At 62.9% G+C, this 23,982-nt stretch carries 19 protein-coding genes; 11 read left to right on the forward strand and 8 right to left on the reverse strand.

Going from position 1 to position 23,982, the window contains the following annotated elements; translation table 11 throughout:
- The 4 genes from KSS95_RS07735 (at nucleotide 1) to lpxC (ending at nucleotide 4,429) form a co-directional block, all read left to right on the forward strand.
- Entirely contained in the window at nucleotides 1-870 is an 870-nt protein-coding gene (locus tag KSS95_RS07735) for a cell division protein FtsQ/DivIB (RefSeq protein WP_217853014.1), read from the forward strand.
- Nucleotides 871-884: 14 nt separating this feature from the next.
- The gene (gene ftsA / locus KSS95_RS07740) at nucleotides 885-2,153 is read left to right on the forward strand and encodes a cell division protein FtsA (protein WP_134691051.1); all 1,269 of its coding nucleotides are present in this window, start codon (nucleotides 885-887) and stop codon (nucleotides 2,151-2,153) included.
- A gap of 55 nt (nucleotides 2,154-2,208) precedes the next feature.
- Complete coding sequence (gene ftsZ, locus KSS95_RS07745; protein WP_134691050.1) at nucleotides 2,209-3,405, forward strand: cell division protein FtsZ; 1,197 nt, start codon at nucleotides 2,209-2,211, stop codon at nucleotides 3,403-3,405.
- Between the two features lie 112 nt (nucleotides 3,406-3,517).
- Nucleotides 3,518-4,429: a UDP-3-O-acyl-N-acetylglucosamine deacetylase gene (gene lpxC / locus KSS95_RS07750; RefSeq protein ID WP_217853016.1), complete on the forward strand. Its 912-nt coding sequence runs from the start codon at nucleotides 3,518-3,520 to the stop codon at nucleotides 4,427-4,429.
- A gap of 227 nt (nucleotides 4,430-4,656) precedes the next feature.
- Here the strand turns inward: lpxC and KSS95_RS07755 are convergent, their stop codons facing one another.
- Entirely contained in the window at nucleotides 4,657-5,112 is a 456-nt protein-coding gene (locus KSS95_RS07755) for a DUF721 domain-containing protein (RefSeq protein ID WP_217853018.1), read from the reverse strand.
- Nucleotides 5,113-5,429: 317 nt separating this feature from the next.
- Here KSS95_RS07755 and secA point away from each other — a divergent pair, with 317 nt between their 5' ends.
- The 4 genes from secA to KSS95_RS07775 all read left to right on the forward strand — a co-directional run bounded on the left by secA (nucleotide 5,430) and on the right by KSS95_RS07775 (nucleotide 11,235).
- Complete coding sequence (gene secA, locus KSS95_RS07760; protein WP_217853020.1) at nucleotides 5,430-8,165, forward strand: preprotein translocase subunit SecA; 2,736 nt, start codon at nucleotides 5,430-5,432, stop codon at nucleotides 8,163-8,165.
- A gap of 187 nt (nucleotides 8,166-8,352) precedes the next feature.
- A complete protein-coding gene (argJ, locus tag KSS95_RS07765; protein ID WP_217853022.1) occupies nucleotides 8,353-9,570 on the forward strand; it encodes a bifunctional glutamate N-acetyltransferase/amino-acid acetyltransferase ArgJ in 1,218 nt (405 codons plus the stop codon).
- A 91-nt stretch (nucleotides 9,571-9,661) separates the two neighbouring features.
- Complete coding sequence (locus tag KSS95_RS07770; protein ID WP_217853024.1) at nucleotides 9,662-10,294, forward strand: glutathione S-transferase family protein; 633 nt, start codon at nucleotides 9,662-9,664, stop codon at nucleotides 10,292-10,294.
- Complete coding sequence (locus KSS95_RS07775; RefSeq protein ID WP_217853026.1) at nucleotides 10,291-11,235, forward strand: Nudix family hydrolase; 945 nt, start codon at nucleotides 10,291-10,293, stop codon at nucleotides 11,233-11,235. Before KSS95_RS07770 ends, KSS95_RS07775 begins: the two co-directional genes overlap by 4 nt.
- A gap of 77 nt (nucleotides 11,236-11,312) precedes the next feature.
- On the opposite strand, the gene KSS95_RS07780 is transcribed toward KSS95_RS07775, so the two are convergent.
- The 5 genes from KSS95_RS07780 to KSS95_RS07800 form a co-directional block, all read right to left on the reverse strand.
- Complete coding sequence (locus KSS95_RS07780) at nucleotides 11,313-12,158, reverse strand: hypothetical protein (RefSeq protein WP_217853028.1); 846 nt, start codon at nucleotides 12,156-12,158, stop codon at nucleotides 11,313-11,315.
- Nucleotides 12,155-15,148: a T6SS effector BTH_I2691 family protein gene (locus tag KSS95_RS07785; protein WP_217853030.1), complete on the reverse strand. Its 2,994-nt coding sequence runs from the start codon at nucleotides 15,146-15,148 to the stop codon at nucleotides 12,155-12,157. Before KSS95_RS07785 ends, KSS95_RS07780 begins: the two co-directional genes overlap by 4 nt.
- 192 nt (nucleotides 15,149-15,340) lie before the next feature.
- Entirely contained in the window at nucleotides 15,341-15,916 is a 576-nt protein-coding gene (locus KSS95_RS07790) for a cob(I)yrinic acid a,c-diamide adenosyltransferase (RefSeq protein ID WP_217853032.1), read from the reverse strand.
- A gap of 1 nt (nucleotide 15,917) precedes the next feature.
- Nucleotides 15,918-17,945 (reverse strand): sensor histidine kinase, encoded by a 2,028-nt coding sequence (locus KSS95_RS07795; protein WP_217853034.1) that lies wholly within the window; start codon nucleotides 17,943-17,945, stop codon nucleotides 15,918-15,920.
- Between the two features lie 36 nt (nucleotides 17,946-17,981).
- Nucleotides 17,982-18,899 (reverse strand): putative 2-dehydropantoate 2-reductase, encoded by a 918-nt coding sequence (locus KSS95_RS07800; RefSeq protein ID WP_217853036.1) that lies wholly within the window; start codon nucleotides 18,897-18,899, stop codon nucleotides 17,982-17,984.
- A 100-nt stretch (nucleotides 18,900-18,999) separates the two neighbouring features.
- Here KSS95_RS07800 and KSS95_RS07805 point away from each other — a divergent pair, with 100 nt between their 5' ends.
- From KSS95_RS07805 to KSS95_RS07815, 3 genes are all read left to right on the forward strand, one after another.
- Nucleotides 19,000-19,485 carry a YajQ family cyclic di-GMP-binding protein gene (locus tag KSS95_RS07805; RefSeq protein WP_011535522.1) on the forward strand — a complete coding sequence of 162 codons (486 nt, stop codon included), beginning with the start codon at nucleotides 19,000-19,002 and terminating at the stop codon, nucleotides 19,483-19,485.
- 111 nt (nucleotides 19,486-19,596) lie between these two features.
- Nucleotides 19,597-20,436: a mechanosensitive ion channel family protein gene (locus KSS95_RS07810; RefSeq protein WP_217853038.1), complete on the forward strand. Its 840-nt coding sequence runs from the start codon at nucleotides 19,597-19,599 to the stop codon at nucleotides 20,434-20,436.
- A gap of 167 nt (nucleotides 20,437-20,603) precedes the next feature.
- Nucleotides 20,604-21,848: an MFS transporter gene (locus KSS95_RS07815; protein WP_217853040.1), complete on the forward strand. Its 1,245-nt coding sequence runs from the start codon at nucleotides 20,604-20,606 to the stop codon at nucleotides 21,846-21,848.
- A gap of 89 nt (nucleotides 21,849-21,937) precedes the next feature.
- Here KSS95_RS07815 and KSS95_RS07820 read toward each other — a convergent pair whose 3' ends face one another.
- Together KSS95_RS07820 and KSS95_RS07825 are read right to left on the reverse strand one after the other, a co-directional pair.
- Nucleotides 21,938-23,485 (reverse strand): AmpG family muropeptide MFS transporter, encoded by a 1,548-nt coding sequence (locus tag KSS95_RS07820; protein WP_217853042.1) that lies wholly within the window; start codon nucleotides 23,483-23,485, stop codon nucleotides 21,938-21,940.
- A 44-nt stretch (nucleotides 23,486-23,529) separates the two neighbouring features.
- The gene (locus KSS95_RS07825) at nucleotides 23,530-23,883 is read right to left on the reverse strand and encodes an MGMT family protein (RefSeq protein ID WP_217853044.1); all 354 of its coding nucleotides are present in this window, start codon (nucleotides 23,881-23,883) and stop codon (nucleotides 23,530-23,532) included.
- Between the last annotated feature and the right edge of the window lie 99 nt (nucleotides 23,884-23,982).

Raw genomic sequence — 23,982 nt, forward strand, 5'->3', positions numbered from 1 at the left:
ATGCAAGGCGCGATGATACGTCAGCAGCAACCCGCCACCGGCCGCAGCAAGCCGGTGCCGCGCGGTGCCAGCCGACTGGTGGCCGACGAGCCCGTATCGGCGCGCCTGCCGCGGCCGAACTTCGGCGGCCTCAAGCGCCTGCTGTGGCCGGTGCTGCTGGTGGCCGCAGGCTTTGGCGCCTATGAAGGCGCCATCCGCCTGATGCCCTATGCCGACCGGCCGATCACCAAGATCGACGTGCAGGGCGACCTCAGCTACATCAGCCAGCAGTCGGTGCAACAGCGCATTGCGCCCTACGTGGCGGCGAGCTTCTTCACCGTGGACCTTGCGGCCATGCGTGTCGAGCTCGAGCAGATGCCCTGGATCGCCCACGCCGAAGTGCGCCGGGTGTGGCCGGACGAGGTGGTGATCCGCCTGGAAGAACAGTTGCCGGTGGCGCGCTGGGGCGACGAGGCCTTGCTCAACAACCAGGGCCAGGCCTTTACCCCGCGCGAGCTGGCCAACTACGAGCACCTGCCGCAGCTGTTCGGGCCGCAGCGCGCTCAGCAACCAGTCATGCAGCAGTATCAGGTATTGAGCCAGATGCTGCGCCCCATGGGCTTTTCCATCGCTCGCCTGGAGCTGCGCGAGCGAGGCAGCTGGTTCCTGACCACTGGTGCGGGTAGCGCCGGCCCAGGCATCGAGCTGCTGCTGGGGCGCGACCACCTGGTGGAGAAGATGCGCCGTTTCATTGCCATTTACGACAAGACGCTTAAAGACCAGATCACCAATATCGCCCGCATCGATCTGCGTTATTCCAACGGACTTGCCGTTGGTTGGCGGGAACCGAATGCACCGACGACGGCCCAACCCGCCGTTGCGAAGAATTAGAGAGAGGCAGGACCATGGCAAACGCGCATAGCGGCAAAATGATCGTCGGGCTGGACATCGGCACCTCCAAGGTGGTGGCGCTGGTGGGTGAAGTCGGCGAGGACGGTACCCTGGAGATCGTGGGCATCGGCACCCACCCTTCGCGCGGCCTGAAGAAGGGCGTGGTGGTGAACATCGAGTCGACCGTGCAGTCGATCCAGCGCGCCGTCGAGGAGGCCCAGCTAATGGCGGGCTGCCGCATCCACTCGGCGTTCGTCGGCGTGGCCGGCAACCACATCCGCAGCCTGAACTCCCACGGCATCGTCGCCATTCGTGATCGCGAAGTCAGCACCGCCGACCTCGAGCGCGTGCTCGACGCCGCCCAGGCCGTGGCCATCCCGGCCGACCAGCGCGTGCTGCACACGTTGCCGCAGGACTACGTGATCGACAACCAGGAAGGCGTGCGCGAGCCGCTGGGCATGTCGGGCGTGCGCCTGGAGGCCAAGGTCCACGTGGTCACCTGCGCGGTCAACGCGGCGCAGAACATCGAGAAGTGCGTGCGTCGCTGCGGCCTGGAAATCGACGACATCATCCTCGAGCAACTGGCCTCGGCCTACTCGGTGCTGACCGACGACGAGAAAGAGCTGGGCGTGTGCCTGGTAGACATCGGTGGTGGCACCACCGACATCGCCATCTTCACCGAAGGCGCGATCCGCCACACCGCGGTGATCCCGATCGCCGGCGACCAGGTCACCAACGACATCGCCATGGCCCTGCGCACCCCGACGCAGTACGCCGAGGAGATCAAGATCCGCTACGCCTGCGCCCTGGCCAAGCTGGCCGGTGCCGGCGAGACCATCAAGGTGCCGAGCGTCGGCGACCGCCCACCGCGCGAACTGTCGCGCCAGGCCCTGGCCGAGGTGGTCGAGCCGCGTTACGACGAACTGTTCACCCTGATCCAGGCCGAGCTGCGTCGCAGCGGCTTCGAGGACCTGGTGCCGGCCGGCATCGTCCTCACCGGCGGTACCGCGAAGATGGAAGGCGCCGTGGAACTGGCCGAGGAAATCTTCCACATGCCGGTACGCCTGGGCGTGCCGCACAGTGTTCGGGGCCTGAGCGACGTGGTGCGCAACCCGATCTATTCCACCGGCGTGGGCTTGCTCACCTACGGCCTGCAGAAGCAGTCCGAGGACCCGTCCCTGACCGGTATCAGCAACAGCAGCAACAGCAATAACAGCTATGGCGATGAACCCAAGGGGCCAGTGCTTGAGCGACTCAAGCGTTGGGTCCAGAGCAACTTCTGAGTTTCAAAGCAGTAGTGGTAGGCGCGACAACTAGAGAACTGTAAGGAGAGGGAAAATGTTCGAGCTCGTAGACAACGTCCCGCAAAGTCCGGTCATCAAGGTGATCGGCGTCGGCGGTGGTGGCGGCAACGCCGTCAACCACATGGTCAAAAGCAACATCGAAGGCGTCGAGTTCATCTGCGCCAACACCGATGCCCAGGCGCTGAAGAACATCGGCGCGCGCACCATCCTGCAATTGGGCACCGGCGTGACCAAGGGCCTGGGTGCCGGTGCCAATCCGGAAGTCGGCCGTCAGGCCGCGCTGGAAGACCGTGAGCGCATCGCCGAAGTGCTGCAGGGCACCAACATGGTGTTCATCACCACCGGCATGGGCGGCGGTACCGGTACCGGTGCTGCGCCGATCATCGCCGAAGTGGCCAAGGAAATGGGCATCCTCACCGTTGCGGTGGTGACCCGTCCGTTCCCGTTCGAAGGCCGCAAGCGCATGCAGATCGCCGATGAAGGCATCCGCATGCTGGCTGAGAGCGTCGACTCGTTGATCACCATCCCCAACGAGAAGCTGCTGACCATCCTGGGCAAGGATGCAAGCCTCTTGTCCGCCTTCGCCAAGGCCGACGACGTGCTGGCCGGTGCCGTGCGCGGTATCTCCGACATCATCAAGCGTCCGGGCATGATCAACGTCGACTTCGCCGACGTGCGCACCGTGATGGGCGAGATGGGCATGGCCATGATGGGGACTGGCTGCGCCAGCGGCCCGAACCGTGCGCGCGAAGCCACCGAGGCGGCGATCCGCAACCCGCTGCTCGAAGACGTCAACCTGCAGGGCGCCCGCGGCATCCTGGTGAACATCACCGCAGGTCCCGACCTGTCGCTGGGTGAGTACTCCGACGTGGGTAGCATCATCGAGGCCTTCGCCTCCGACCACGCGATGGTCAAGGTCGGCACCGTGATCGACCCGGACATGCGCGACGAACTGCACGTGACCGTGGTGGCCACTGGCCTGGGCGCGCGCATCGAGAAGCCGGTCAAGGTCGTCGACAACACCCTGCAGACCGCCCAGCAGGTGTACGAGTCGTCCAACCCGGCGCCGGTTCGCCAAGAGCAGCCAGCCGTCAACTACCGTGACCTGGAGCGTCCGACCGTGATGCGCAACCAGGCCCACGCAGGTGCCGCGGCAGCCGCTAAACTCAATCCTCAGGATGACTTGGACTACCTGGATATCCCGGCCTTCCTGCGTCGCCAGGCCGATTAATGGAATTTATCAGGGGTATAAGGGTGATTGGTGTTCAGCAAAGGCCGGGTCTGTTATCATCCCCAGCCTTTGTTGATACCTGTTCGCAATTTGCGCTGAAGCGGCCAATGCCATGATTAGACAACGCACCCTGAAGAATACCATCCGTGCCACAGGTGTCGGCCTGCACTCCGGGGAGAAGGTCTACCTGACCCTCAAGCCTGCGCCTGTCGACACCGGCATCGTCTTCCGTCGCGCCGACCTCGACCCTGTGGTCGAAATCCCGGCGCGCGCGGCCAACGTCGGTGAGACCACCATGTCCACGACATTGGTCAACGGTGACGTCAAAGTCGATACGGTCGAGCACCTGCTCTCCGCCATGGCGGGCCTGGGCATCGATAACGCCTACGTCGAGCTCTCCGCCTCGGAAGTGCCGATCATGGATGGCAGCGCCGGACCCTTCGTATTCCTGATTCAATCGGCCGGCCTGGAAGAGCAGGACGCACCGAAGAAGTTCATCCGCATCCTGCGCGAAGTGACAGTGGAGGAGGGCGACAAGCGCGCTACCTTCCTGCCGTTCGACGGGTTCAAGGTGAGCTTCGAGATCGACTTCGATCACCCGGTTCTCAAGGGCCAGACCCAGAGCGCCTCGGTCGACTTCTCGAGCACCTCGTTCGTGAAGGAAGTCAGCCGCGCCCGGACCTTCGGGTTCATGCGTGACATCGAGTACCTGCGCAAGCACAACCTTGCGCTTGGCGGCAGCGTCGAGAACGCCATCGTGGTCGACGAGACCGGCGTGCTCAACGAAGACGGCCTTCGTTCCGAAGACGAATTCGTCAAGCACAAGATCCTCGATGCCATCGGCGACCTCTACCTGCTGGGCAACAGCCTGATCGGCGAGTTCAAGGGCTACAAGTCCGGCCACGCGCTGAACAACCAGCTGCTGCGCAAGCTGATCGCCGAAACCGATGCCTGGGAAGTGGTGACTTTCGAAGATGCCAGCACGGCACCGATCTCGTACATGCGCCCTGTCGCGGCCGTGTAAGTTCGAACACTCTCTAGTTCATTGAGGCCACCTTCGGGTGGCCTTTTTTATGTCCACAGATCGTCCATCACTCTTTAGCTTTGCGCGATCCCTGTAGGAGCGGCCTTGTGTCGCGAAAGGGCCGCAAAGCGGCCCCAGGATTTCAGTGTTTTTCCAGAAATCGCCGGGGCCGCCTTGCGGCCCGTTCGCGACACAAGGCCGCTCCTACAGAATGATGTTCTGGGCCTTCAGTTCTTGCCCTGCGCATGCGCAGCCAGGCGTTCCAGGGCTGCGCGCAGCTTCGGGTCGCTGATGCCCTCGGCCGAGCCGCGAATGCTCTGGGCGGCGTTTTCCGACAATTCCGGCCCTTGGCCTTCGCGCTTGGCCGGCACCAGCGGCGGCTGCACCTTGAACAGGATACGCGTAAGGTTGGCGAAGGCTTCCAGCGCCAGCAGCTGGCGCTGCAGGCGTTTCTGCTGGTAGCGCAGGCGCGTGGCCCAATGGCCATCGGTCACCACCAGCAACAAGGTGCCTTCTTTCCACGAGGCCACATGGCAGTGCTCGCGCGCCGCCGGTTGCAGCTGGCTTTCCAGCAGGCGCTGCAAATGCTCCAGGCGCTCGGCCTGGTTCAGCAGCAGGCGCAGTGGACGAGCCTGGCGCAGCAAGGCGGCGGGGGGGCGGGCGGGGGTGGGTTTGTAGGCCATGGGGGTACGCGGCAGGTTGCTAGTTCGACAGTTTAACAGTTGGGCATTGATCGTGCGCTGGGCCCAGGTCGGTCGGCGAGGGGGGGATCTTGATGCAAGTCATTCGCGATACGTTTCATGTCCGCGCACCTTGAACTTGCGAAAAAAGCCCCTATGTTAGTCAGGCCCCCAAAAAGCGCTGTGCCAGCATCGTGGAAATCCACCACTTTCCTCACCATCGTTTCCGGGTAGAATGCTCGTTCGCATGCGGCCTATGGGCTGCACGGGCGACTTCACGGGGCCGCCCTCCATCCCTACGTGTGGAAGATCCTGCCGATATGTTTGCGCCTTTGTTAAAGAAACTTTTTGGAAGCAAGAACGAGCGTGAAATCAAGCGCATGCTCAAGACGGTGAGCGCCGTCAACGCCTTCGAAGAGAAAATGGTGGCCCTCTCTGACGAGCAACTGCGGGGCAAGACCGCAGAGTTCAAAGAGCGCCTGGCCAAAGGCGAGACCCTCGACCAGCTGCTGCCTGAAGCCTTCGCCGTGGCCCGTGAGGCCGGCAAGCGCGTGATGGGCATGCGTCACTTCGATGTCCAGCTGATCGGCGGCATGACCTTGCACGAAGGCATGATCGCAGAAATGCGCACCGGTGAAGGCAAGACCTTGGTCGGTACCCTGGCCGTCTACCTCAACGCGCTGTCCGGCAAAGGCGTGCACGTGGTCACGGTCAACGACTACCTGGCCCGCCGTGACGCCAACTGGATGCGCCCGCTGTACGAGTTCCTCGGCCTCACCGTGGGTATCGTCTCGGCCTTCCAGCCGCCTGAAGAAAAGCGCGCTGCCTACGCCGCCGACATCACCTACGGCACCAACAACGAATTCGGTTTCGACTACCTGCGCGACAACATGGCCTTCAGCCAGGACGAGAAGTTCCAGCGTGAGCTGAACTTCGCGGTGATCGACGAAGTCGACTCGATCCTCATCGACGAGGCGCGTACCCCGCTGATCATCTCCGGCCAGGCCGAGGACAGCTCCAAGCTGTACATCGAGATCAACCGCCTGATCCCGCGCCTGACCCAGCACATCGAGGAAGTCGAAGGCCAGGTGACCCAAGAGGGCCACTACACCATCGACGAGAAGAGCCGCCAGGTCGAGCTCAACGAAGCCGGTCACCAGTTCATCGAGGACATGCTCACCCAGTCCGGCCTGCTGGCCGAGGGCGAGAGCCTGTACTCGGCGCACAACCTGGGCCTGCTGACCCACGTCTACGCCGGCCTGCGCGCGCACAAGCTGTTCCACCGCAACATCGAGTACATCGTCCAGGAAGGCCAGATCCTCCTGATCGACGAGCACACCGGCCGCACCATGCCGGGCCGGCGCCTGTCCGAAGGCCTGCACCAGGCCATCGAGGCCAAGGAAAACCTGAACATCCAGGCCGAGAGCCAGACCCTGGCCTCGACCACCTTCCAGAACTACTTCCGCCTGTACACCAAGCTGTCCGGCATGACCGGTACCGCCGACACCGAGGCGTTCGAGTTCCAGTCGATCTACGCCCTCAACGTGATGGTGATCCCGCCGAACAAGCCGCTGGCGCGCAAGGACTTCAACGACCTGGTGTACCTGACCGCCGACGAGAAGTACGCCGCGATCATCGCCGACATCAAGCAAAGCATGACCCAGGGCCGTCCGGTGCTGGTGGGTACCGCGACCATCGAAACCTCCGAGCACATGTCCAACCTGCTCAAGAAGGAAGGTATCGACCACAAGGTCCTTAACGCCAAGTACCACGAGAAGGAAGCCGAGATCATCGCGCAAGCCGGTGCGCCGGGCGCCCTGACCATCGCCACCAACATGGCCGGTCGCGGTACCGACATCCTGCTGGGCGGTAACTGGGAGGCCGAAGTCGCCGCCCTGGACAACCCCAGCGCCGAACAGATCGCCCAGATCAAGGCCGACTGGCAGAAGCGCCACCAGCAGGTGCTGGAGGCCGGCGGCCTGCACGTGATCGCCTCCGAGCGCCACGAGTCGCGCCGTATCGACAACCAGCTGCGTGGCCGTGCCGGCCGTCAGGGCGACGCCGGCTCCAGCCGCTTCTACCTGTCGCTGGAAGACAGCCTGATGCGTATCTTCGCCTCCGACCGGGTGAAGAACTTCATGAAGGCCCTGGGCATGCAATCCGGCGAGGCCATCGAGCATCGCATGGTCACCAACGCCATCGAGAAGGCCCAGCGCAAGGTCGAAGGCCGCAACTTCGACATCCGCAAGCAGCTGCTCGAATACGACGACGTGGCCAACGAACAGCGCAAGGTGATCTACCACATGCGCAACAGCCTGCTGGCCGCCGAGAACATTGGCGACACCATCGCCGAGTTCCGCCAGGAAGTGCTCGATGCCACCATCAGCCAGCACATCCCGCCGCAGTCGCTGCCCGAGCAGTGGGACGTGGCGGGCCTGGAAGCCTCGCTGTCCAGCGACTTCGCCATCAAGCTGCCGATCCAGCAGTGGCTGGACGAGGACGATCACCTCTACGAGGAGACCCTGCGCGAGAAGCTGCTCAAGGAAATCACCGACGCCTACCACGAGAAGGAAGACCAGGCCGGCCTCGACGCCCTGCGCACCTTCGAGAAGCAGATCCTGCTGCGCGTGCTGGACGACCTGTGGAAAGACCACCTGTCGACCATGGACCACCTGCGCCACGGTATTCACCTGCGCGGCTATGCGCAGAAGAACCCGAAGCAGGAGTACAAGCGCGAGTCGTTCACCCTGTTCCAGGAGCTGCTGGAATCGATCAAGCGCGACACCATCCGTGTGCTGTCGCACGTGCAGGTACGCCGCGAAGATCCGGCCGAGGAAGAAGCCCGTCTGCGCCGCGAGGCCGAGGAGCTGGCCAGCCGCATGCAGTTCCAGCACGCCGCTGCGCCTGGCCTGGAAGGCGAGCAGTTGGCTGAAGAGGGCGCCGAAGTCGCCGTTGCCTCGGCCCCTGTACGCAACGACATGAAGCTGGGCCGCAACGAGCCGTGCTGGTGTGGTTCGGGCAAGAAGTTCAAGCATTGCCATGGTCAGATTGAATGATCTGAACCACCTGCAGTAACGTGACATATCCGGGGGCCGCTTTGCGGCCCTTTCCGACCGGTCCGACGCCTCGGCAAGGCCGCTCCTACAGGTATCGCAGTAAGCCTGTAGGAGCGGCCTTGTGTCGCGATGGGGCGCGAAGCGGCCCCGCTTTTTGCTATCAACCGATTTATCTAGGAGCGCTCTAATGGCTGTTGGTCTTGGTCCCCTGCCCACCCTGCACCCGGTTCCCGGTTTCGAACTCGGTATCGCCTCGGCGGGCATCAAGCGCCCTGGGCGCAAGGATGTGGTGGTGATGCGTTGCGCCGAAGGCTCCAGCGTGGCTGGCGTGTTCACCCTCAACGCCTTCTGCGCAGCCCCGGTGATCCTCTCCAAGCAACGCGTGCAGGGCACCGTGCGCTACCTGCTGACCAACACCGGCAATGCCAACGCCGGCACCGGCGCCCCGGGCCTGGCCGCCGCCGAGCGCACCTGTGCCAAGCTGGCCGAGCTGGCCGGGGTAGCGGCTGAGTCGGTGCTGCCGTTTTCCACCGGCGTAATCGGCGAGCCGCTGCCGGTCGAGAAGATCGAAGGCGCGCTGCAGGCTGCCCTGGACAACCTGTCCGAGCACAACTGGGCCGAAGCCGCCACCGGCATCATGACCACCGACACCTTGCCCAAGGGCGCCAGCCGCCAGTTCCAGTTCGACGGCAAGACCATCACCGTCACCGGCATCAGCAAGGGCGCGGGGATGATCCGCCCGAACATGGCCACCATGCTCGGCTACATCGCCACCGACGCCAAGGTCGCGCCCCAGGTGCTGAAAGACCTGATGCTCGACGGCGCCAACAAGTCGTTCAACCGCATCACCATCGACGGCGACACCTCGACCAACGACTGCTGCATGCTGATCGCCACCGGCAAGGCTGACGTGCCGGAGGTGACCGAGGCGCGTGGCGAGCTGTTCGAGGCCCTGAAGAAAGCCGTATTCGAGGTGTGCATGGAGGTGGCCCAGGCCATCGTCCGCGACGGCGAAGGTGCCACCAAGTTCGTCACCGTGCAGGTCAACGGCGGTGGCAACCACCAGGAATGCCTGGACGTCGGCTACGCCGTCGCCCATTCGCCGCTGATCAAGACCGCGCTGTTCGCCTCTGATCCGAACTGGGGGCGTATCCTCGCCGCGGTCGGCCGTGCCGGCGTGCCAGCGCTGGATGTCAGCCTGATCGATGTGTACCTGGACAGCGTCTGCATCGCCAGCAAGGGCGGACGCAGCCCGAGCTACACCGAGGAGCAGGGTTCGAAGGTGATGGCCCAGGAGGAGATCACCATCCGTATCGAACTGGGTCGTGGCCAGTGCAGCGAAACCATCTGGACCACCGACCTGTCCCACGAGTACGTGAAGATCAACGCCGAATACCGTACCTGATTCATCGCGGGGCAAGCCTGCTCCCACGACTGTCGTGGGAGCAGGCTTGCCCCGCGACTCCTGCACACTGTCCGCAACATGGAGCCGAACCATGAGCTATCACCTGATCATCGGCGACAAGCTGTATTCCTCCTGGTCGCTACGCGGCGCTCTGGCCCTTGAGCTGGCTGGCGTGCGCTATGAAGAAACCCTGGTCAAACTCAACCAGCCCGACACCCGCCAGCGCCTGCTGGCCTTTTCCGCCACCGGCAAGGTGCCGCTGCTCAAGAGCGAGCACGGCGTGATCGCCGACTCCCTGGCCATCGCCGAATACCTCAACGAACGCCACCCTGAGGCCCGCCTGTGGCCTGAGGACATCGCCGCCCGCGCCCAGGCGCGTTCGGCCTGTGCCCAGATGCACAGCGGCTTCTTCGCCCTGCGCGGTGCCATGCCGTTCGACCTTGCACGCGACGAAGCCTTGGAACATGTCCCACTGGACGTGCAGGTGGACATCGACCGCATCGTCGCGCTGTGGTCCGAATGTCGCTTGGCGGCCAAGGACAGTGGCCCGTTCCTGTTCGGCCGGCCGACCTTGGCCGATGCCTTCTTCGCCCCAGTGGCCGTGCGCCTGCGCACTTATCGGGTCGAGGTGCCGGCCGAGGCCGCGGCCTATATCGAGACCATCTACCAGTGGCCGGCCTTCCAGGCATGGCAGCAGGCCGGCCTGGCGGAGCGTGAAGGGTGAAGCGTATTCATGTAGTGGCTGCGGTCATTCGCGGCGCCGACGGTCGTATCCTGATCGCCCGGCGTGCCGACACCCAGCACCAGGGTGGCCTGTGGGAGTTTCCCGGTGGCAAGGTGGAGCAGGGCGAGGGTGTCGAGGCGGCGCTGGCCCGTGAGCTGCGCGAGGAGCTCGGCATCGAGGTCAGCCGTTCGCGGCCGTTGATCAAGGTCAGCCATGACTACCCGGACAAGCAAGTGCTGCTGGATGTGCGCGAGGTGCACGCCTTCAGCGGCGAGCCGCACGGCGCCGAGGGCCAGCCCCTGGCCTGGGTGACGCCGCGCGAGCTGGACCAGTACGCGTTCCCCGAGGCCAACACGCCGATCGTCGCGGCCGCGCGCCTGCCCGATCAGTACCTGATCACCCCGGACGGGCTGGAAGTGCCGCAGATGCTCAAGGGCATCCAGAAGGCCGTGGCCAGTGGTATCCGCCTGATCCAGTTGCGCGCGCCGGACATGTACGACCCCAAGTACCGCGATGTGGCGGTGGATGCGGTGGGCCTGTGCGCGGGCAAGGCGCAGCTGATGCTCAAGGGGCCGCTGGAGTGGCTGGGCGACTTCCCGTCGGCGGGCTGGCACCTGACCTCGGCACAACTGCGCAAATACGCGGCCAAGGGCCGTCCGTTCCCCACGGCGCGTTGGCTGGCGGCGTCCTGCCACAGTGCCGAGGAGCTGGCGCTGGCCGAGCAGATGGGGGTGGATTTCGTCACTCTGTCGCCAGTACAGGCGACCCAGACGCATCCCGAGGCGTTGCCGTTGGGCTGGGATGAGGCGCAGCGCCTGATCGCTGAGTTCAAGCAGCCGGTATTCCTGTTGGGTGGAGTCGGGCCGGGTGAGCGGGAGAAGGCCTGGGCAGCCGGGGCACAAGGTGTTGCCGGGATTCGGGCGTTTTGGCCTGAGACCTGATGAGGTCGTCAGCCTGACTGCCGCCCGATGGGGTGGTAGTCAGGCTTTTGCTTGCCGGCAGAAGCAGCGGGCGTGATTCAAATTGGCGCAGGTGGGCTCTTGACGTTGAACAGTCGGCAAACCACATACCAACACAGCGCGGAAAACAAGTTATAAGGAAACAGCACGAACCAAAACGGTAGCATCCAGTTTTTTTTGCCCTGCATTTCCCCCGGTTCGCCTGTTCGCCAAGGTGCGTAGTGGCGCCACGCCTGTTTAGGTGTCAGGAAAATTGTATGTAATGGTAGGTGCCACCAGTTTGGCTCTTTCGGTGCAGGGAGTGTTTCGTGGCCATGCGCCATGAAATGGCGGATATATTCCCACAGTTCCTGAGCATACAGAGGATTGCACTCGCTGGGCTCATTGCTCGGGAACCACATGGCGTCTTTGGGTTTGATGGTTCCGTGTTCAGTTCGCTGGGCAATCGCTAGTGCGTAGCTGATGCTGAATGAATTTCCTCCAAATTCGGATTTTTCAAGAAAGCCTCCGACACATTTATTCCAATCTAAAGTGATTGTTTTTTTGTTTCGCTTATAGATTATAGCTTTTGAGTTGTAGTCGAAATAAATGTGTGACAGGCGCTTTATCAGGAAAATCCTATACCACAAAAATGGGGTCATAACAAACATTGAGATTCCGATTGTGATGACGTTAAATGTGTCAAAGTGCTCTTTGCTCCATAGGTGAGAGTCTTTCCATAGGGCGGTCTGAAATATTATCAGGAAGAAAGTAGTTGCAGAATACATTTTACCCATGAATATGGAGTCTGAGATCCATGGGTTTCGCAGGCAAAGATATCGACTGTTCATGCTCACCCGCTGATCACCAATGGAGGGTGCGGTTTTTGACTTTTGATGGGGAGAAAAAATCCATGCGATGTTCATTCGTGTGGGCTCACCGATATCCGGGCTCGAGCCGAGCTGTCTTCCACGACTCCTTGGCCGGGAAAGTATTCTAAGTCGAGGGTGAGTGTTGCCCCTGCTGGCAGGTCACTTTTAAAATGTAGAATAAGGCCGCCTGAAATTAGGTGGCATGTCGCTTGTATCGGCAAGGCTCGGGTAATACCTGACAAGCCACTCTGATGGCAAAGGGCAGCGGACCATCTACTTTGACCAAGGACGAACCCACGGAGAAATACGGTGATTTCACCTCGATTGACGGATTGACTTACACCGGATTGCACAATCGTACCCCAGTCCGGATATGCCCAGGTTGTATCGTTGTGGATACGAGTCCCAAGACCTTCAAGACCGAGTTGCCGGGCATCGTCACCGGTAACTCGCAAGGGCGAGTAATAGGCGGCGTGCCAGCTTTTCAGTTCGTCAGTCAATGTCAAGAAATGCGGCAATTTTTTTGCCCCGTCCAGAGGCAAGCCAGGTCGTTCCTCGCCATCGTTCAACCGCGTTCCAAATATGCTGCGTGCTGCCCACAGCTCCATTGGTGAGTGCAAGCGTTCGGATGCATTGGCCTGCAATGCCAATCCGACCATCAAAATCGATGCGCCCAGCAGGACTACGGCTGCTGCGGCCCAACCGCCGAATGGAATGAAGAGAGTAGGGCCGGCGATAGCAAGGCTACCCTCTAATATGATTGCTGAGCCAATGGCAATGTTGATAGATGAGTTGATGGTAAGGCGCTGAGCAACATCGTCACCATTATCTGATTGTCTTTTTCCTTTTAGATAATCTGAAAGAAGTCCAGATATTATTGCGGGATACCCAAGGGAACGTGCAAAAAGGTTGCTGCTTAAGAACTTGATAAGCCCGTTGCCAAACGCCATGCCTGGCGCTGAGTTAGTGAGTTTAATCGTCATGGATTTCTGTGCCGCCCGCGTAGTGATGAGCGTCGCGTTCAGCGCTCCAATCACGCCAAAGATGGCAGAAGCAAAACCCGTCGTAAACTCCGGCGCCGAGCTTTTCTGCACATTCGCGTAGGCGACCTTGAGATTGATAATGTTCAACCAGAGCATGCCCGCGTTCAGCCCTGCTCCTGTAACCGAACGAAGTATTGACGCTATCTTGGGCTTCACAAACTGCGTCGTGGTTGACTCCAGGGTGACTGTTCGACTGCCACTGATACGGAGCTTGTTGGTTTCTTCAATCTGTGCCATGCCCGACTCGAGAAAATCAGTCACTGCCTGGCTAAGACTGCTTTCCCGTATGGCTTGACCGGTAATTCTGTAGCGCGTGCTTAACAGGCCTACGGCCTTCTCGGCGTTGGCTTCCTGCACGGCTGCAAGGATTCGCTGCTGGAAAGAGTGGCTGGCATCCCAACGGGTTTTGCCATCCAACCGCTTGAGAACGACCGTGTTCACCGCTTGGGCAGTGAGGTCCGTGATGTCGGCGATTGCAGGGAAGCGCCCTGCGAGTACTTCGATGGTGCTGTCGGAAGCCCCGATCAATGTGCCGGCGGCATCGGCTTTATCCTTGAAAGGGTTGAACGGTGCCAAAGCCAGGTACAGAGGGCTGTCATGTTGATCGAGCCATTTCTCCAGGCGCTTGAACCGCTGATCCTGCTCTTCTGCGCCGGGGACGGGTTGGCTCATGCTGCCGAGCATCAGTGCCAGGCTTATTTCCAGGCCACAGGCACTGGAAGAGTGATCACGGTCGTAGCTGGCGAGGGCAGCCGCCAGTGATTTAGGGTCGTCCACTTGATCATTTTCGGCGGTGGCCAGCCAGATGTCGTGGTCCGCGCTGGCGTTCAGCGCCTGCATCTGCAAGTTGGCTATTACCTGTTGTTGTGTCTCGCGCTCGGTGATGAATGCATGGTAACGGGCACTGTCGATACGCTGGCCAAGGCGGGCGCCAAGCGGTGAGCAGTGTTCGTCGGTCAGGGCCTTGTACCGTGCCAAACCAGTTGATTGTCTGTCACGTGCTGCGCACGCTCTTGTGGCCTGAACGAGATCTGGGGCACTTGGCGGGTATAGCGTTTGCAGGGTTTTTTCCAGCAATGCTGCCACAATGCTCTTGTGGTGATATTCCTGGCTTTGCTTACCGATGCGCTCAGCGTCCACGTGATAACAGTCAGGTACCTGTTCCTGTGTCTGCGAAGGCGCGCTGAATAAAGCTCGATGTGGGTCAGGCGCTGAAATGTCACGCAGAGCGTGGTGGTAAGCACTTGCCGACAGTCCAAGATCCAGTGAGATGCCTTCGGCGTCATGGAGTGCGACGACGGCGGGAATTCTGGGTTGGGTGTAGGGATAGTGACGTGCCATGCCAGCCAGAGCGCCAGTGTTCAATGCTTCCGGGCATGGATGGCTGCTCCAGCCTAGTTTCATGCGCAGAGCGTCGGGTTTGAAGTCTTCGACCCAGGTTCTCAGAGCGCTGACGGGCAACACGTGTAGCTGGCTGGAGTTGGAGCGCTCACCGGCAATCAGCTCGGCGATGTTCAGCGCCTGCATGTGGCGCTTGCGCATGGCAGTCGATGCCATGATGCGTGCGGACATCGCATTGCTCCACAAATGAGCGCTGTAGCCGATCCACACTTCGCTGGCGGTGTCCTGATAGGTATCTGCCCAGACCCAGCCTGTTGTGGGACCAACGGTATAGCGATCCCGGCGGTGATAGTCTTCAAGGCCGTTGTACATGAGTTCTTTGTAGCGGCCTGCGCCGTTGTATTCATGAATGACCAGCTTCTCGCCGCAGGGGCCTCTCATGAAGACATAGACGTAGCCTTCGCGCAGGGCCCGAAGGGTGTAGGCGCTGTGGTGCAGTTCAGTGAAACCTTGTTCCAGCCTGAAGCCTGAGTCGACATAACGGAAGTGATGTGCGCCGGGCGCCTTGGGTACTACTGCGTATCGAATCGGCAGAATAGGAATGCGAGCACTGCACGCGGGGGCAGAGGTAGCTTCGGAAACGTAGGTGCTATTCGGCATGCGATCCCCCCCAGCGAGCACCCTGGCAGGCGAATGGGGGAACAGGCGGGAAAATGGCTGATCGAGGCATCGGGGCTCCTTGTCCCGTTGCAACCTTTTCAAGGCTGCAACGCTTGTGTGAGACAAGGAGATTAAGGTTGGTGTAGCGATGTATCTTCCTTCGAACGTCCTAAAAGCTCGTAGGATATTTCGCTATTTGATTTGAACGTCAGGCTTTTCGCTCGGCTGCCACAAAACCTCTGCAATCCCCTGTCGCCGCCCGATGAGACGCGCTGCGACAAACAGCAAATCCGAAAGCCGGTTGATATACGCCAACCCCACTCCCTCCAGCGGCTCCTGCGCATTCAACTGCTGACACCGCCGTTCCGCACTGCGCGCCAGGCTCCGGCATACATGTGCCTGGGCCACCAACGCCGAGCCACTGGGCAGGATGAAGTTCTTCAGCGGCCCCAACTCCTCGTTCCACACATCGATGGCTGCCTCCAGCCGCTCGACCTCGGCCAGGTTCAATGCCTGGTAGCTCGGCATCGCCAACTCGCCACCGAGGTCGAACAAGCGATGCTGGCACGGCGCAAGCACCGCGCTCACCTCATCCAGCCCCTGCTCGGCCAAACCGGCCAATAGCAGACCCAGTTGACTGTTGAGGCTATCCACCTCGCCAATCGCTTCGATTCGTGGATGGTCCTTGGGCACCCGGCGCCCATCGCCCAGGCCGGTTTCACCTTTGTCGCCGGTGCGGGTATAGATCTTCGACAGGCGATAGCCCATGTCATGTCTCCGTGTTCAAGGGGGCCGGTTGGGCCTGGTTCAGGGGCAGGCGCAGGGTGAAGCAGGTGCCCTGGCCCGGGGTGGACTGTACCTCCATCTGCCCCTTGTGGTTGTTGGTGATGATGAAGTACGACACCGACAGGCCCAGGCCGGTGCCCTGGCCGATCTCCTTGGTGGTGAAGAACGGCTCGAAGGTGCGTTTGCGCACCGTCTCGGGCATGCCGACGCCGTTATCCTCGACCTGAATCTCCGCCCAGGGCGGGCTCAGCCGGGTACGCAAGGTGATGCGCCCCGGCTCGCTGGGTTGCGGGCGCTGGTGGATGGCCTGGGCGGCGTTCTTCAGCAGGTTCAGCAGCACCTGCTCGAGTTCGTTGGCGGTGCAGGGCACCGGCCCCAGCTGTGGGTCGAACTGGCGGACGATGGCCTGGCCCTTGAAATCGAAGCCGATGGCCAGGTCGAAGTCGTTGCCGGCGATCTCCACCGCCTGGTCGATCAGTGCCGGCAGCTCGCACGGTGCCAGCTGGCGATTGCTGCGGCGGCTGAAACTGAGCATGTGGGTGACGATCTTCGCCGCCCTGGCGCCGGCCTGCTGGATGCCATCGAGCAGTTGTGGCACGTCGCGGCTGTCCAGGTAGCGGTTGACCATCGGCAGGTCGATGCCCAGCTCGCTGGCCTGTTCCTGGTTGCGTGGCAGGTCTGGCGAAAGGCGTCGGCGGATGTTCTGCACGTTGTGCAGGATCGCCCCCAGCGGGTTGTTGATCTCATGGGCCATGCCGGCGGCCAGGCCGCCGACCGAGAGCATCTTCTCCGACTGCACCATCATTTCTTCCAGCGACAGGCGCTGGGTGATGTCGTCGATACGGATCACCACCCCGCGTCCGCCACCGCCCATCAGCGGGTAGAAGGTCAGCGCGTAGTGGCGCAGGTCTTCGCCCTTGGGCCAGGTGACGCGCTCGATCTTGGCGACCCGGTGCTTCTCCACGCTTTCCTTGAGTTGCGGCAGGAACGGCTTGAGCGGCTCGAAGGCGAGGAAGATCGGCTGGTTCAGCGCTTCGTCCAGCGGGGTCCCGGAGAGCACCGTGGCCTCGTGGTTCCACTGGGTGACGTAAAGCTGTTCGTCGAGGGCGATCAGCGCCGAAGGCATCGAGTCGATGATGCTGTTGAGGTAGTTCTGGAAACCGGTGAGCTTTTTCTCGATCTTGCTGCGCACCTGGACTTCCAGCTCCAGCTTGCGGTTGGTATGGCGGGTTTCCTCGGCCAGGCCCTGGGCCTGGTCGTAGGCGTCCTGGAATTCGTCACGGGTGCGCTTGAGCTGCTGCTCACGGGCCTCGATGCGCGACAGCATGGTGTTGAACGCCTCGGCCAGGCTGCCGATTTCGTCGTCGTTGCCGCGCTGGGCGCGCAGCGCGTAGCTCTCCTCGCGGGTGACCTGGCGCGACAACTCCTCGAGGTTGTTGATCGGCAGGGTGATCAGGCGCTTGATCTGCCGGGCGATGACCAGCCACAGCAGCACGCTGAACACCAGGATCGCCAGGCTGGCCGACAGCGTGCCGGTATAGAACGCGGTGGGCAGCTCGCTGCTGGCCACCAGCAGCAGGTGCGCGGGCGGGTTGGCGTTGCGTGGCAGGCGGATCAGCTGGGTGCTGCGAAACTCCATGAGGCGCCAGCCGTCGATGTTGCGAAAACGCTTGGGCAGGGTCAGCGCCTCGCCGTGCTGCAACTGCGCCAGCAGGCGCCCGTCGCCGCCGTAGATGGCCGCGGCGCGCAACGGCGTGTAGCTGTCGAGCTCCTTGAGCAGCGCCGTGGCGGTGTCTGGCGAGTCGCCGGCGCGGGCCGAGAGTTGCGGGTTGGCCACCAGCTTGCCGATGGTCTGCAGGGCCTGGGGCGCCATGCTCTCCTGGGTGATCCAGTAGGCGGCGCTGATGAACGCCAGGTTGGCCACCAGCAGGATGGTCACCAGCAGCACCAGCAGGGCCGCCAGCAGCTTTTGCCCGACCGGGAGGTTTTCCAGGCGTTGGCGCAGGGTCATGGGTCAGGGCGTGTCCATAATCGGTGGATGGGGGCGTCAGTCGCTGCGCAGGCCGCGCGCCTCGAGGTTATCGACCAGGCGCCGCAGCAGGCGTTCCAGCTGTGGCACCGCGGCGCCATGGCGGGCGGCACTGCGGCAGGCATGGCCGAGCAGGTAGTGGACCTCGGTGCGCCGGCCATGGCGGACGTCCTGGTACATCGAAGAGTAGTTGGCCGCGGTGGCGACGATCACCCGTTGCACTTCTTCGTGCAGGCCCTCGGCAGCCTCGGGCTGGCCGCAACGTCGCAGCAGGCCGGCAAGCTCGTCGCACAGTTGGTCGACCTCGCCCAGGTGGCCGAGCAAGCCGCCGTTGTGGCAGCCGTGAAGGACGGTCAGCGGGTTGATCGCGCAGTTCAGCGCCAGTTTGCGCCACAACCGGGTGGCGATGTCCGGTGTCCATTGGCCGGGGATGCCGGCATCGAGCAGCTCGTCGAACCAGTACGGCACGCTGGGGTTGCCTGGGTCGCCCAGCCAATTGAAGCCGTGGCCGGCGAAGCGCACCTGCCAGTCGCCCTCGCGGAAGGCGCCTTCGGTGCTGGAGGCGAACACGCAACGGGCGTGGGGCACCTGTTCGGCGACTTCATCCTGGCTGCCCAGGCCGTTTTGCAACAGCACCAGTTCGCCGCCCTGGGCCAGGCGCGGCGCCAGCTGCGCCACGGCGGGGGCGGCATCGTAGGCCTTGCAGGCCACCAGCAGGCGGTGGATCGGGCCGGGGGCACTGGCGGTCTCGGCAGGGATCGCATAGTGGCGCTGGCCGTCGTGCTCGACCAGGGTCAGCCCGCCGCCGCGCTGGTAGGCGGCCAGGCGCTGCTGATCGCGCAGGATCAGACGTACCGGTTTGCCGGCGCGGGCCAGCCGGCAGGCCCAGAGGCTGCCGAGGCTACCGGCGCCGAGAATATGCCAGGTGCTGCTCATCTGCGTTTCGCAACCCGTTATAATGAGTCCGCATTTTAACCATCAAACCCGACGCGCTCCATCTTCAGGCCGAGCGCGCTTTTTTTTCTGGAGATCAACCATGCCTTCGTTCGACGTGGTATCGGAACTGGACAAGCACGAAGTGCAGAACGCCGTCGACAACGCCATCAAGGACCTCGACCGCCGTTACGACTTGAAGGGCAAGGGCACCTTCGAGTTCAAGGACAAGGAGCAGACCGTGCTGCTGACCGCCGAGGAGGAGTTCCAGCTCGAGGCGATGCTGGAAATCCTGCGCCTGGCGCTGGTCAAGCGCAAGATCGACGTCAAGTGCCTGGAAACCAAGGACCCCTACGCCTCGGGCAAGGAAAAGAAGCAGGAAGCCAAGTTCCGCGAGGGTATCGACAAGGACCTGGCCAAGAAGATCGTCGCCACCATCAAGGATGGCAAGCTCAAGGTCCAGGCCGCCATCCAGGGCGAGCAGGTGCGCGTGACCGGCAAGAAGCGCGACGACCTGCAGGAAGCCATTGCCCTGCTGCGCACCAAGGAATTCGACATGCCGCTGCAGTTCAACAACTTCCGCGACTGAGCCTGGCGTTGGAACCTTGATGGCCTACTGATGTCCATCAGGTCCCGTGGCCGCTGAGGTTTCAGCGGCCTGCTTCACTGTGCACTTGCCGTTCGGCATCAGGAGATGAACATGGATTTGAACGCTGAAGTCGATCAGCTGGTCCGCCAATCGCAAACCTGGATTCCAATGATCATGGAATACGGCAGCCGCCTGTTGCTGGCGCTGCTGACACTGGCCATCGGCTGGTGGATCATCAACAAGCTCAGTGCCCGGTTGGGCAAGCTGATCGGCTTGCGTGCCGATGCTGGGCTGCAGGATTTCCTCAGCACCTTTGCCAACATCGTGTTCAAGGTGCTGCTGGTGGTCAGCGTGGCATCGATGATCGGCATCGAGACCACCTCGTTCGTGGCTGCTATCGGTGCCGCCACCTTGGCCGTGGGCATGGCCTTGCAAGGTAGCCTGGGCAACTTCGCGGGGGGCGTGCTGATCATGATGTTCCGCCCGTTCCGTGTCGGCGACTGGATCGAGGCCCAAGGGGTGTCCGGCACCGTGGACAGCATCCAGATCTTCCACACCGTGCTGCGTACCGGTGACAACAAGACCGTGATCATCCCCAACGGCAGCCTGTCCAACGGGATTGTCACCAACACCAACCGCCAGCCGACGCGCAAGGTGGTGTTCGACGTGGGGGTGGACTACGAGGCCGACTTGCAGAAGGCGCGCAACGTGCTGCTGGAGCTGGCGCAAGACCCGCGGGTGCTGCAGGACCCGGCGCCGCAGGCGGTGATCTCGACCCTGGGTGACAGCTCGATCACCGTGTCGCTGCGTATCTGGACCAAGACCGCCGACTACTGGGACGTGCTGTTCATGCTCAACGAGCATGCCCGTGACCGGCTCAAGGCCGAAGGCATCGACATTCCGTTCCCGCAGCGGGTCATCCGCGTGGTGCAGGAGAACGCGGTGCAGTAAGCCGCGCCTTCACCCTCGCTGTTCAACGTGGGGTAAGTCTGTTCCTACAACCTTGTGGGGATGGGCTTACCCCATGTTGCTTTTCCTGCCCTTACACTTGTTCACAGCACAGGCACTGCCAAATCTGGCATATAGCCTGACCCCGCCCTCAATACCTGATGCCCGCCATGAAACCTCTGTTGTATATCACCCCTCTGCGCGCCTTGCTGTTCGGCTTGACCCTGGCGCTGTTCGAACTGCTGACCTACCTGGCCAGTGACGCCGTGATGCCCGCCATGCCGGTGGTGGTCGGTGACCTGCAGGCCAGCCCCGAATACATCCCCCACGCACTGAACCTGTACCTGCTCGGTGGCGTGGTGCTGCAATGGCTGATCGGCCCCCTGGCCGATCGTTACGGCCGGCGCCCGATGTTGCTGGTGGGTTGCCTGTTCTTCGGCCTGGCCTGCCTGGCGACGTTCTGGGTCCAGGACATCGGCCTGTTCAACCTGCTGCGCCTGCTGCAAGGCATCGGCCTGGGCTTCGTGGTCACGGTCAGCTACCCGGCGCTCAACGAAGCCTTCAGCGAGGCCGACGCCGTGCGCATGATGGCCCTGCTGGCCAATATCGCGCTGCTGTCGCCGTTGCTCGGCCCGCTGGTGGGGACCCTGATGCTGCAATGGCTGGACTGGCGCTGGCTGTTCGTCGCCTTCGCCCTGGGCGCGGTGCTGTGCTGGGTGCTGCTGTACCGCCTGATGCCGGAGACCCTCGGCGTGGAGCGCCGCGATGGCTCGCGCCTGCCGTTCACGCCGATTCAGCTGATGCCACTGCTGGCCGGCTATGCCCAGTTGCTGGGTAACCGGCGTTTCGTTGCCGGCAGCGCGGCACTGGGGCTGGTGGGGCTGCCGCTGATCGGCTGGATCGGCCTGTCGCCGGTGCTGCTGATCCACGACGAAGGCCTGAGCACAATGGACTACGCGTTGTGGCAGTTGCCGGTATTCGCCGGGCTGATCCTCGGCAACCTGATCATCAACCGCATCGCCGATCGCTATCCATTGCCGGCGCTGGTACGCGGCGCGTTGCTGCCATACCTGGCAGGGCTGGGGCTGATGGTTCTGGCCACCTGGTGCTGGTCGTCGGTGACCAGCGTGGTGGCGGGCATGTCGCTGTATGCCCTGGGCCTGGGCGTGGCCAACGCCGTGCTGTACCGCATGACGCTGTTCTCCAGCGAGCAGAGCAAGGGCCTGGTATCGGCCATGCTGGGCATGATCACCATCGCGCTGCTGGGGCTGGGTGGCGTGGTGCTGGCGATGCTGGGCGCAGGCGCGAGCCTGCTGCACTTTGCCGTCGCCGCAGGTGTGGCAGGGGCGCTGGCGCTGTTGCCGCTGTGGTTCGTGGTGGGTGGTCGTTCCGGGGAAGGGGTGGTTACAGGCTGAATGCAACGCGGGGCAAGCCCGCTGCCACGCAGCGTCCACAGGAGGTGTGCGTGGCAGCGGGCTTGCCCCGCGATGAGGTCGGCGATGGCTTAATGGGTTTCAGCCGCCGGGCTCTCCACCGGCACCGGCTTTCCCCGGCCGGCCTCCTGGCGCCAGTGCAGGGCGATCAGGATCAGCGTCGGCACGCCCAGCAGGGCGGTGATCAGGAAGAAATCGTGATAGCCGAATTTCTCCACCATCACCCCTGAGTAGCCGCCGATCAGGCGCGGCAACAGCAGCATGATCGAGCTGAGCAGGGCGTATTGGGTGGCCGAGAACTTCAGGTTGGTGAGGCTCGACAGGTAGGCGACGAACGCCGAGGTGGCCAGGCCTGAGCTGAAGTTGTCCAGCGAAATGGTCACCACCAGCATTTCCAGGTTCGGCCCCATGTCGGCCAGCATCAGGAACAGGATGTTGGTGGCCGCCGAGGCCGCGCCGCCGATGAACAGGATCGGCAGGATGCCGAAGCGCACGATCAGCAGGCCGCCGGCGCCGGCGCCGACCAGGGTCATGATCAGGCCGAAGATCTTGCTGACGCTGGCGATCTGGTCCTTGGTGAAGCCCATGTCGATGTAGAACACGTTGGCCATCACCCCCATCACCGTGTCGGACATCCGGTAGGTGGCGATCAGCCCGAGCAGCAGCAGGGCCTGCCAGCGGTAGCGCATGATGAAGTCGTTGACCGGCGTGAGCACCGGCGCCAGGCCGCGACGGCCCAGGGACGACAGGCAGGCCCAGGTCAGCAGCACGTAGAGGATCAGGCGCAGGAAGGCGCGATCCTCGAGCAGCAGGTCGAGCATGGTCGCGTCGCCGAAGACCACGCTGGCCCAGTCGGTGTTGAACATCTGGGTGAAGCTGGCCGGTACCGACACCAGCAGGATGATCAGCACGAACACCGAGGCCAGCTGGTGCGTCAGCCCGTAGCGGGCGGCCGACAATTGGGTGCGCAGGGGCACCGGCGGTTCGCGCATCACCAGGGTGGTGAACACGGCGGGCAGCATCAACACGCCAAACAGCACGTAGGTGCCGGTCCAGGCTTCATGCAGGTAGCTGAAACCGGTGGAACCGAACCATTCGGCAAAGAACAGCGCACCGGCTGTGGCGAGCAGGGCGGCGACCCGGTAACCGGCCATGTAGCTGGCGGCCAGGGCGGCCTGGCGCTGATCGTCGGCGATCTCCAGGCGGTAGGCGTCGACGGCGATATCCTGGGTGGCCGAGGCGAAGGCCACCAGCACCGCCAGGGCGATCAGCCACGACAGGTGCTTTTGCGGGTCGCAGAAGCCCATGCCGATCAGCCCGAGTACCACCAGCACTTGCGACAGCAGCAACCAGGAGCGGCGCCGGCCCATGCCGCCCAGCAGCGGCAGGCGCCACTGGTCGAGCAGCGGCGACCACACCCACTTGAAGGCGTAGGCCAGGCCGATCAGGCTGGCATAACCGATGGTTTCACGCGCGACACCCGCCTCGCGCAGCCACACCGAGAGGGTCGAGAACACCAGCATGTACGGCATGCCGGCGGCGAATCCGAGCAGCAAAAGCACCAGGGTTGACGGGCTGGCATAGGCAGCGAGCGCAGCGCGCCAGGTTTTACGGGGCATGGGCCAACATCTGCCTCAAGGTTTGCGAAAACAAAGCGCGCACTCTAACCGCTGTGCTCCATCGGGCGCCAGCCATGGCGCGCCATATCCACACGATTATTGGCCACATTCACGCCTTCTGCGCGCAGGCGGGCGCGCTGTTCGTCGCCCGAGGGGGTGCCCAGGGCCAGGCTCAGCCGGCCACCGGCGCCGAGCACGCGGTGCCAGGGCAGGCGGGTGTCGCCAGGCAGTTGCCCCAAGGTGCGCCCAACCCAGCGCGCCGCGCGGCCAAGGCCGGCCAGCTCGGCCAGTTGGCCGTAGCTCACCACCTTGCCGCTGGGGACCTGGCCCAGCACCGAGTACAGCGCCATTCGTCGGGCCTGTGCGTCTTCTGGCGGCGGTGCGAGCGGCGTGGGCATCACGGCGCCCCTGGCCTGTGGATGAAACCGGACAGGCGGTTTGGGTAAATGCGAGTGGAACTCATCGGCATGGGGTGGGTCTGTCCTTGCTCAGGGCCG

It is taken from the genome of Pseudomonas muyukensis (assembly GCF_019139535.1).
GTDB classification, from domain to species: domain Bacteria; phylum Pseudomonadota; class Gammaproteobacteria; order Pseudomonadales; family Pseudomonadaceae; genus Aquipseudomonas; species Aquipseudomonas muyukensis.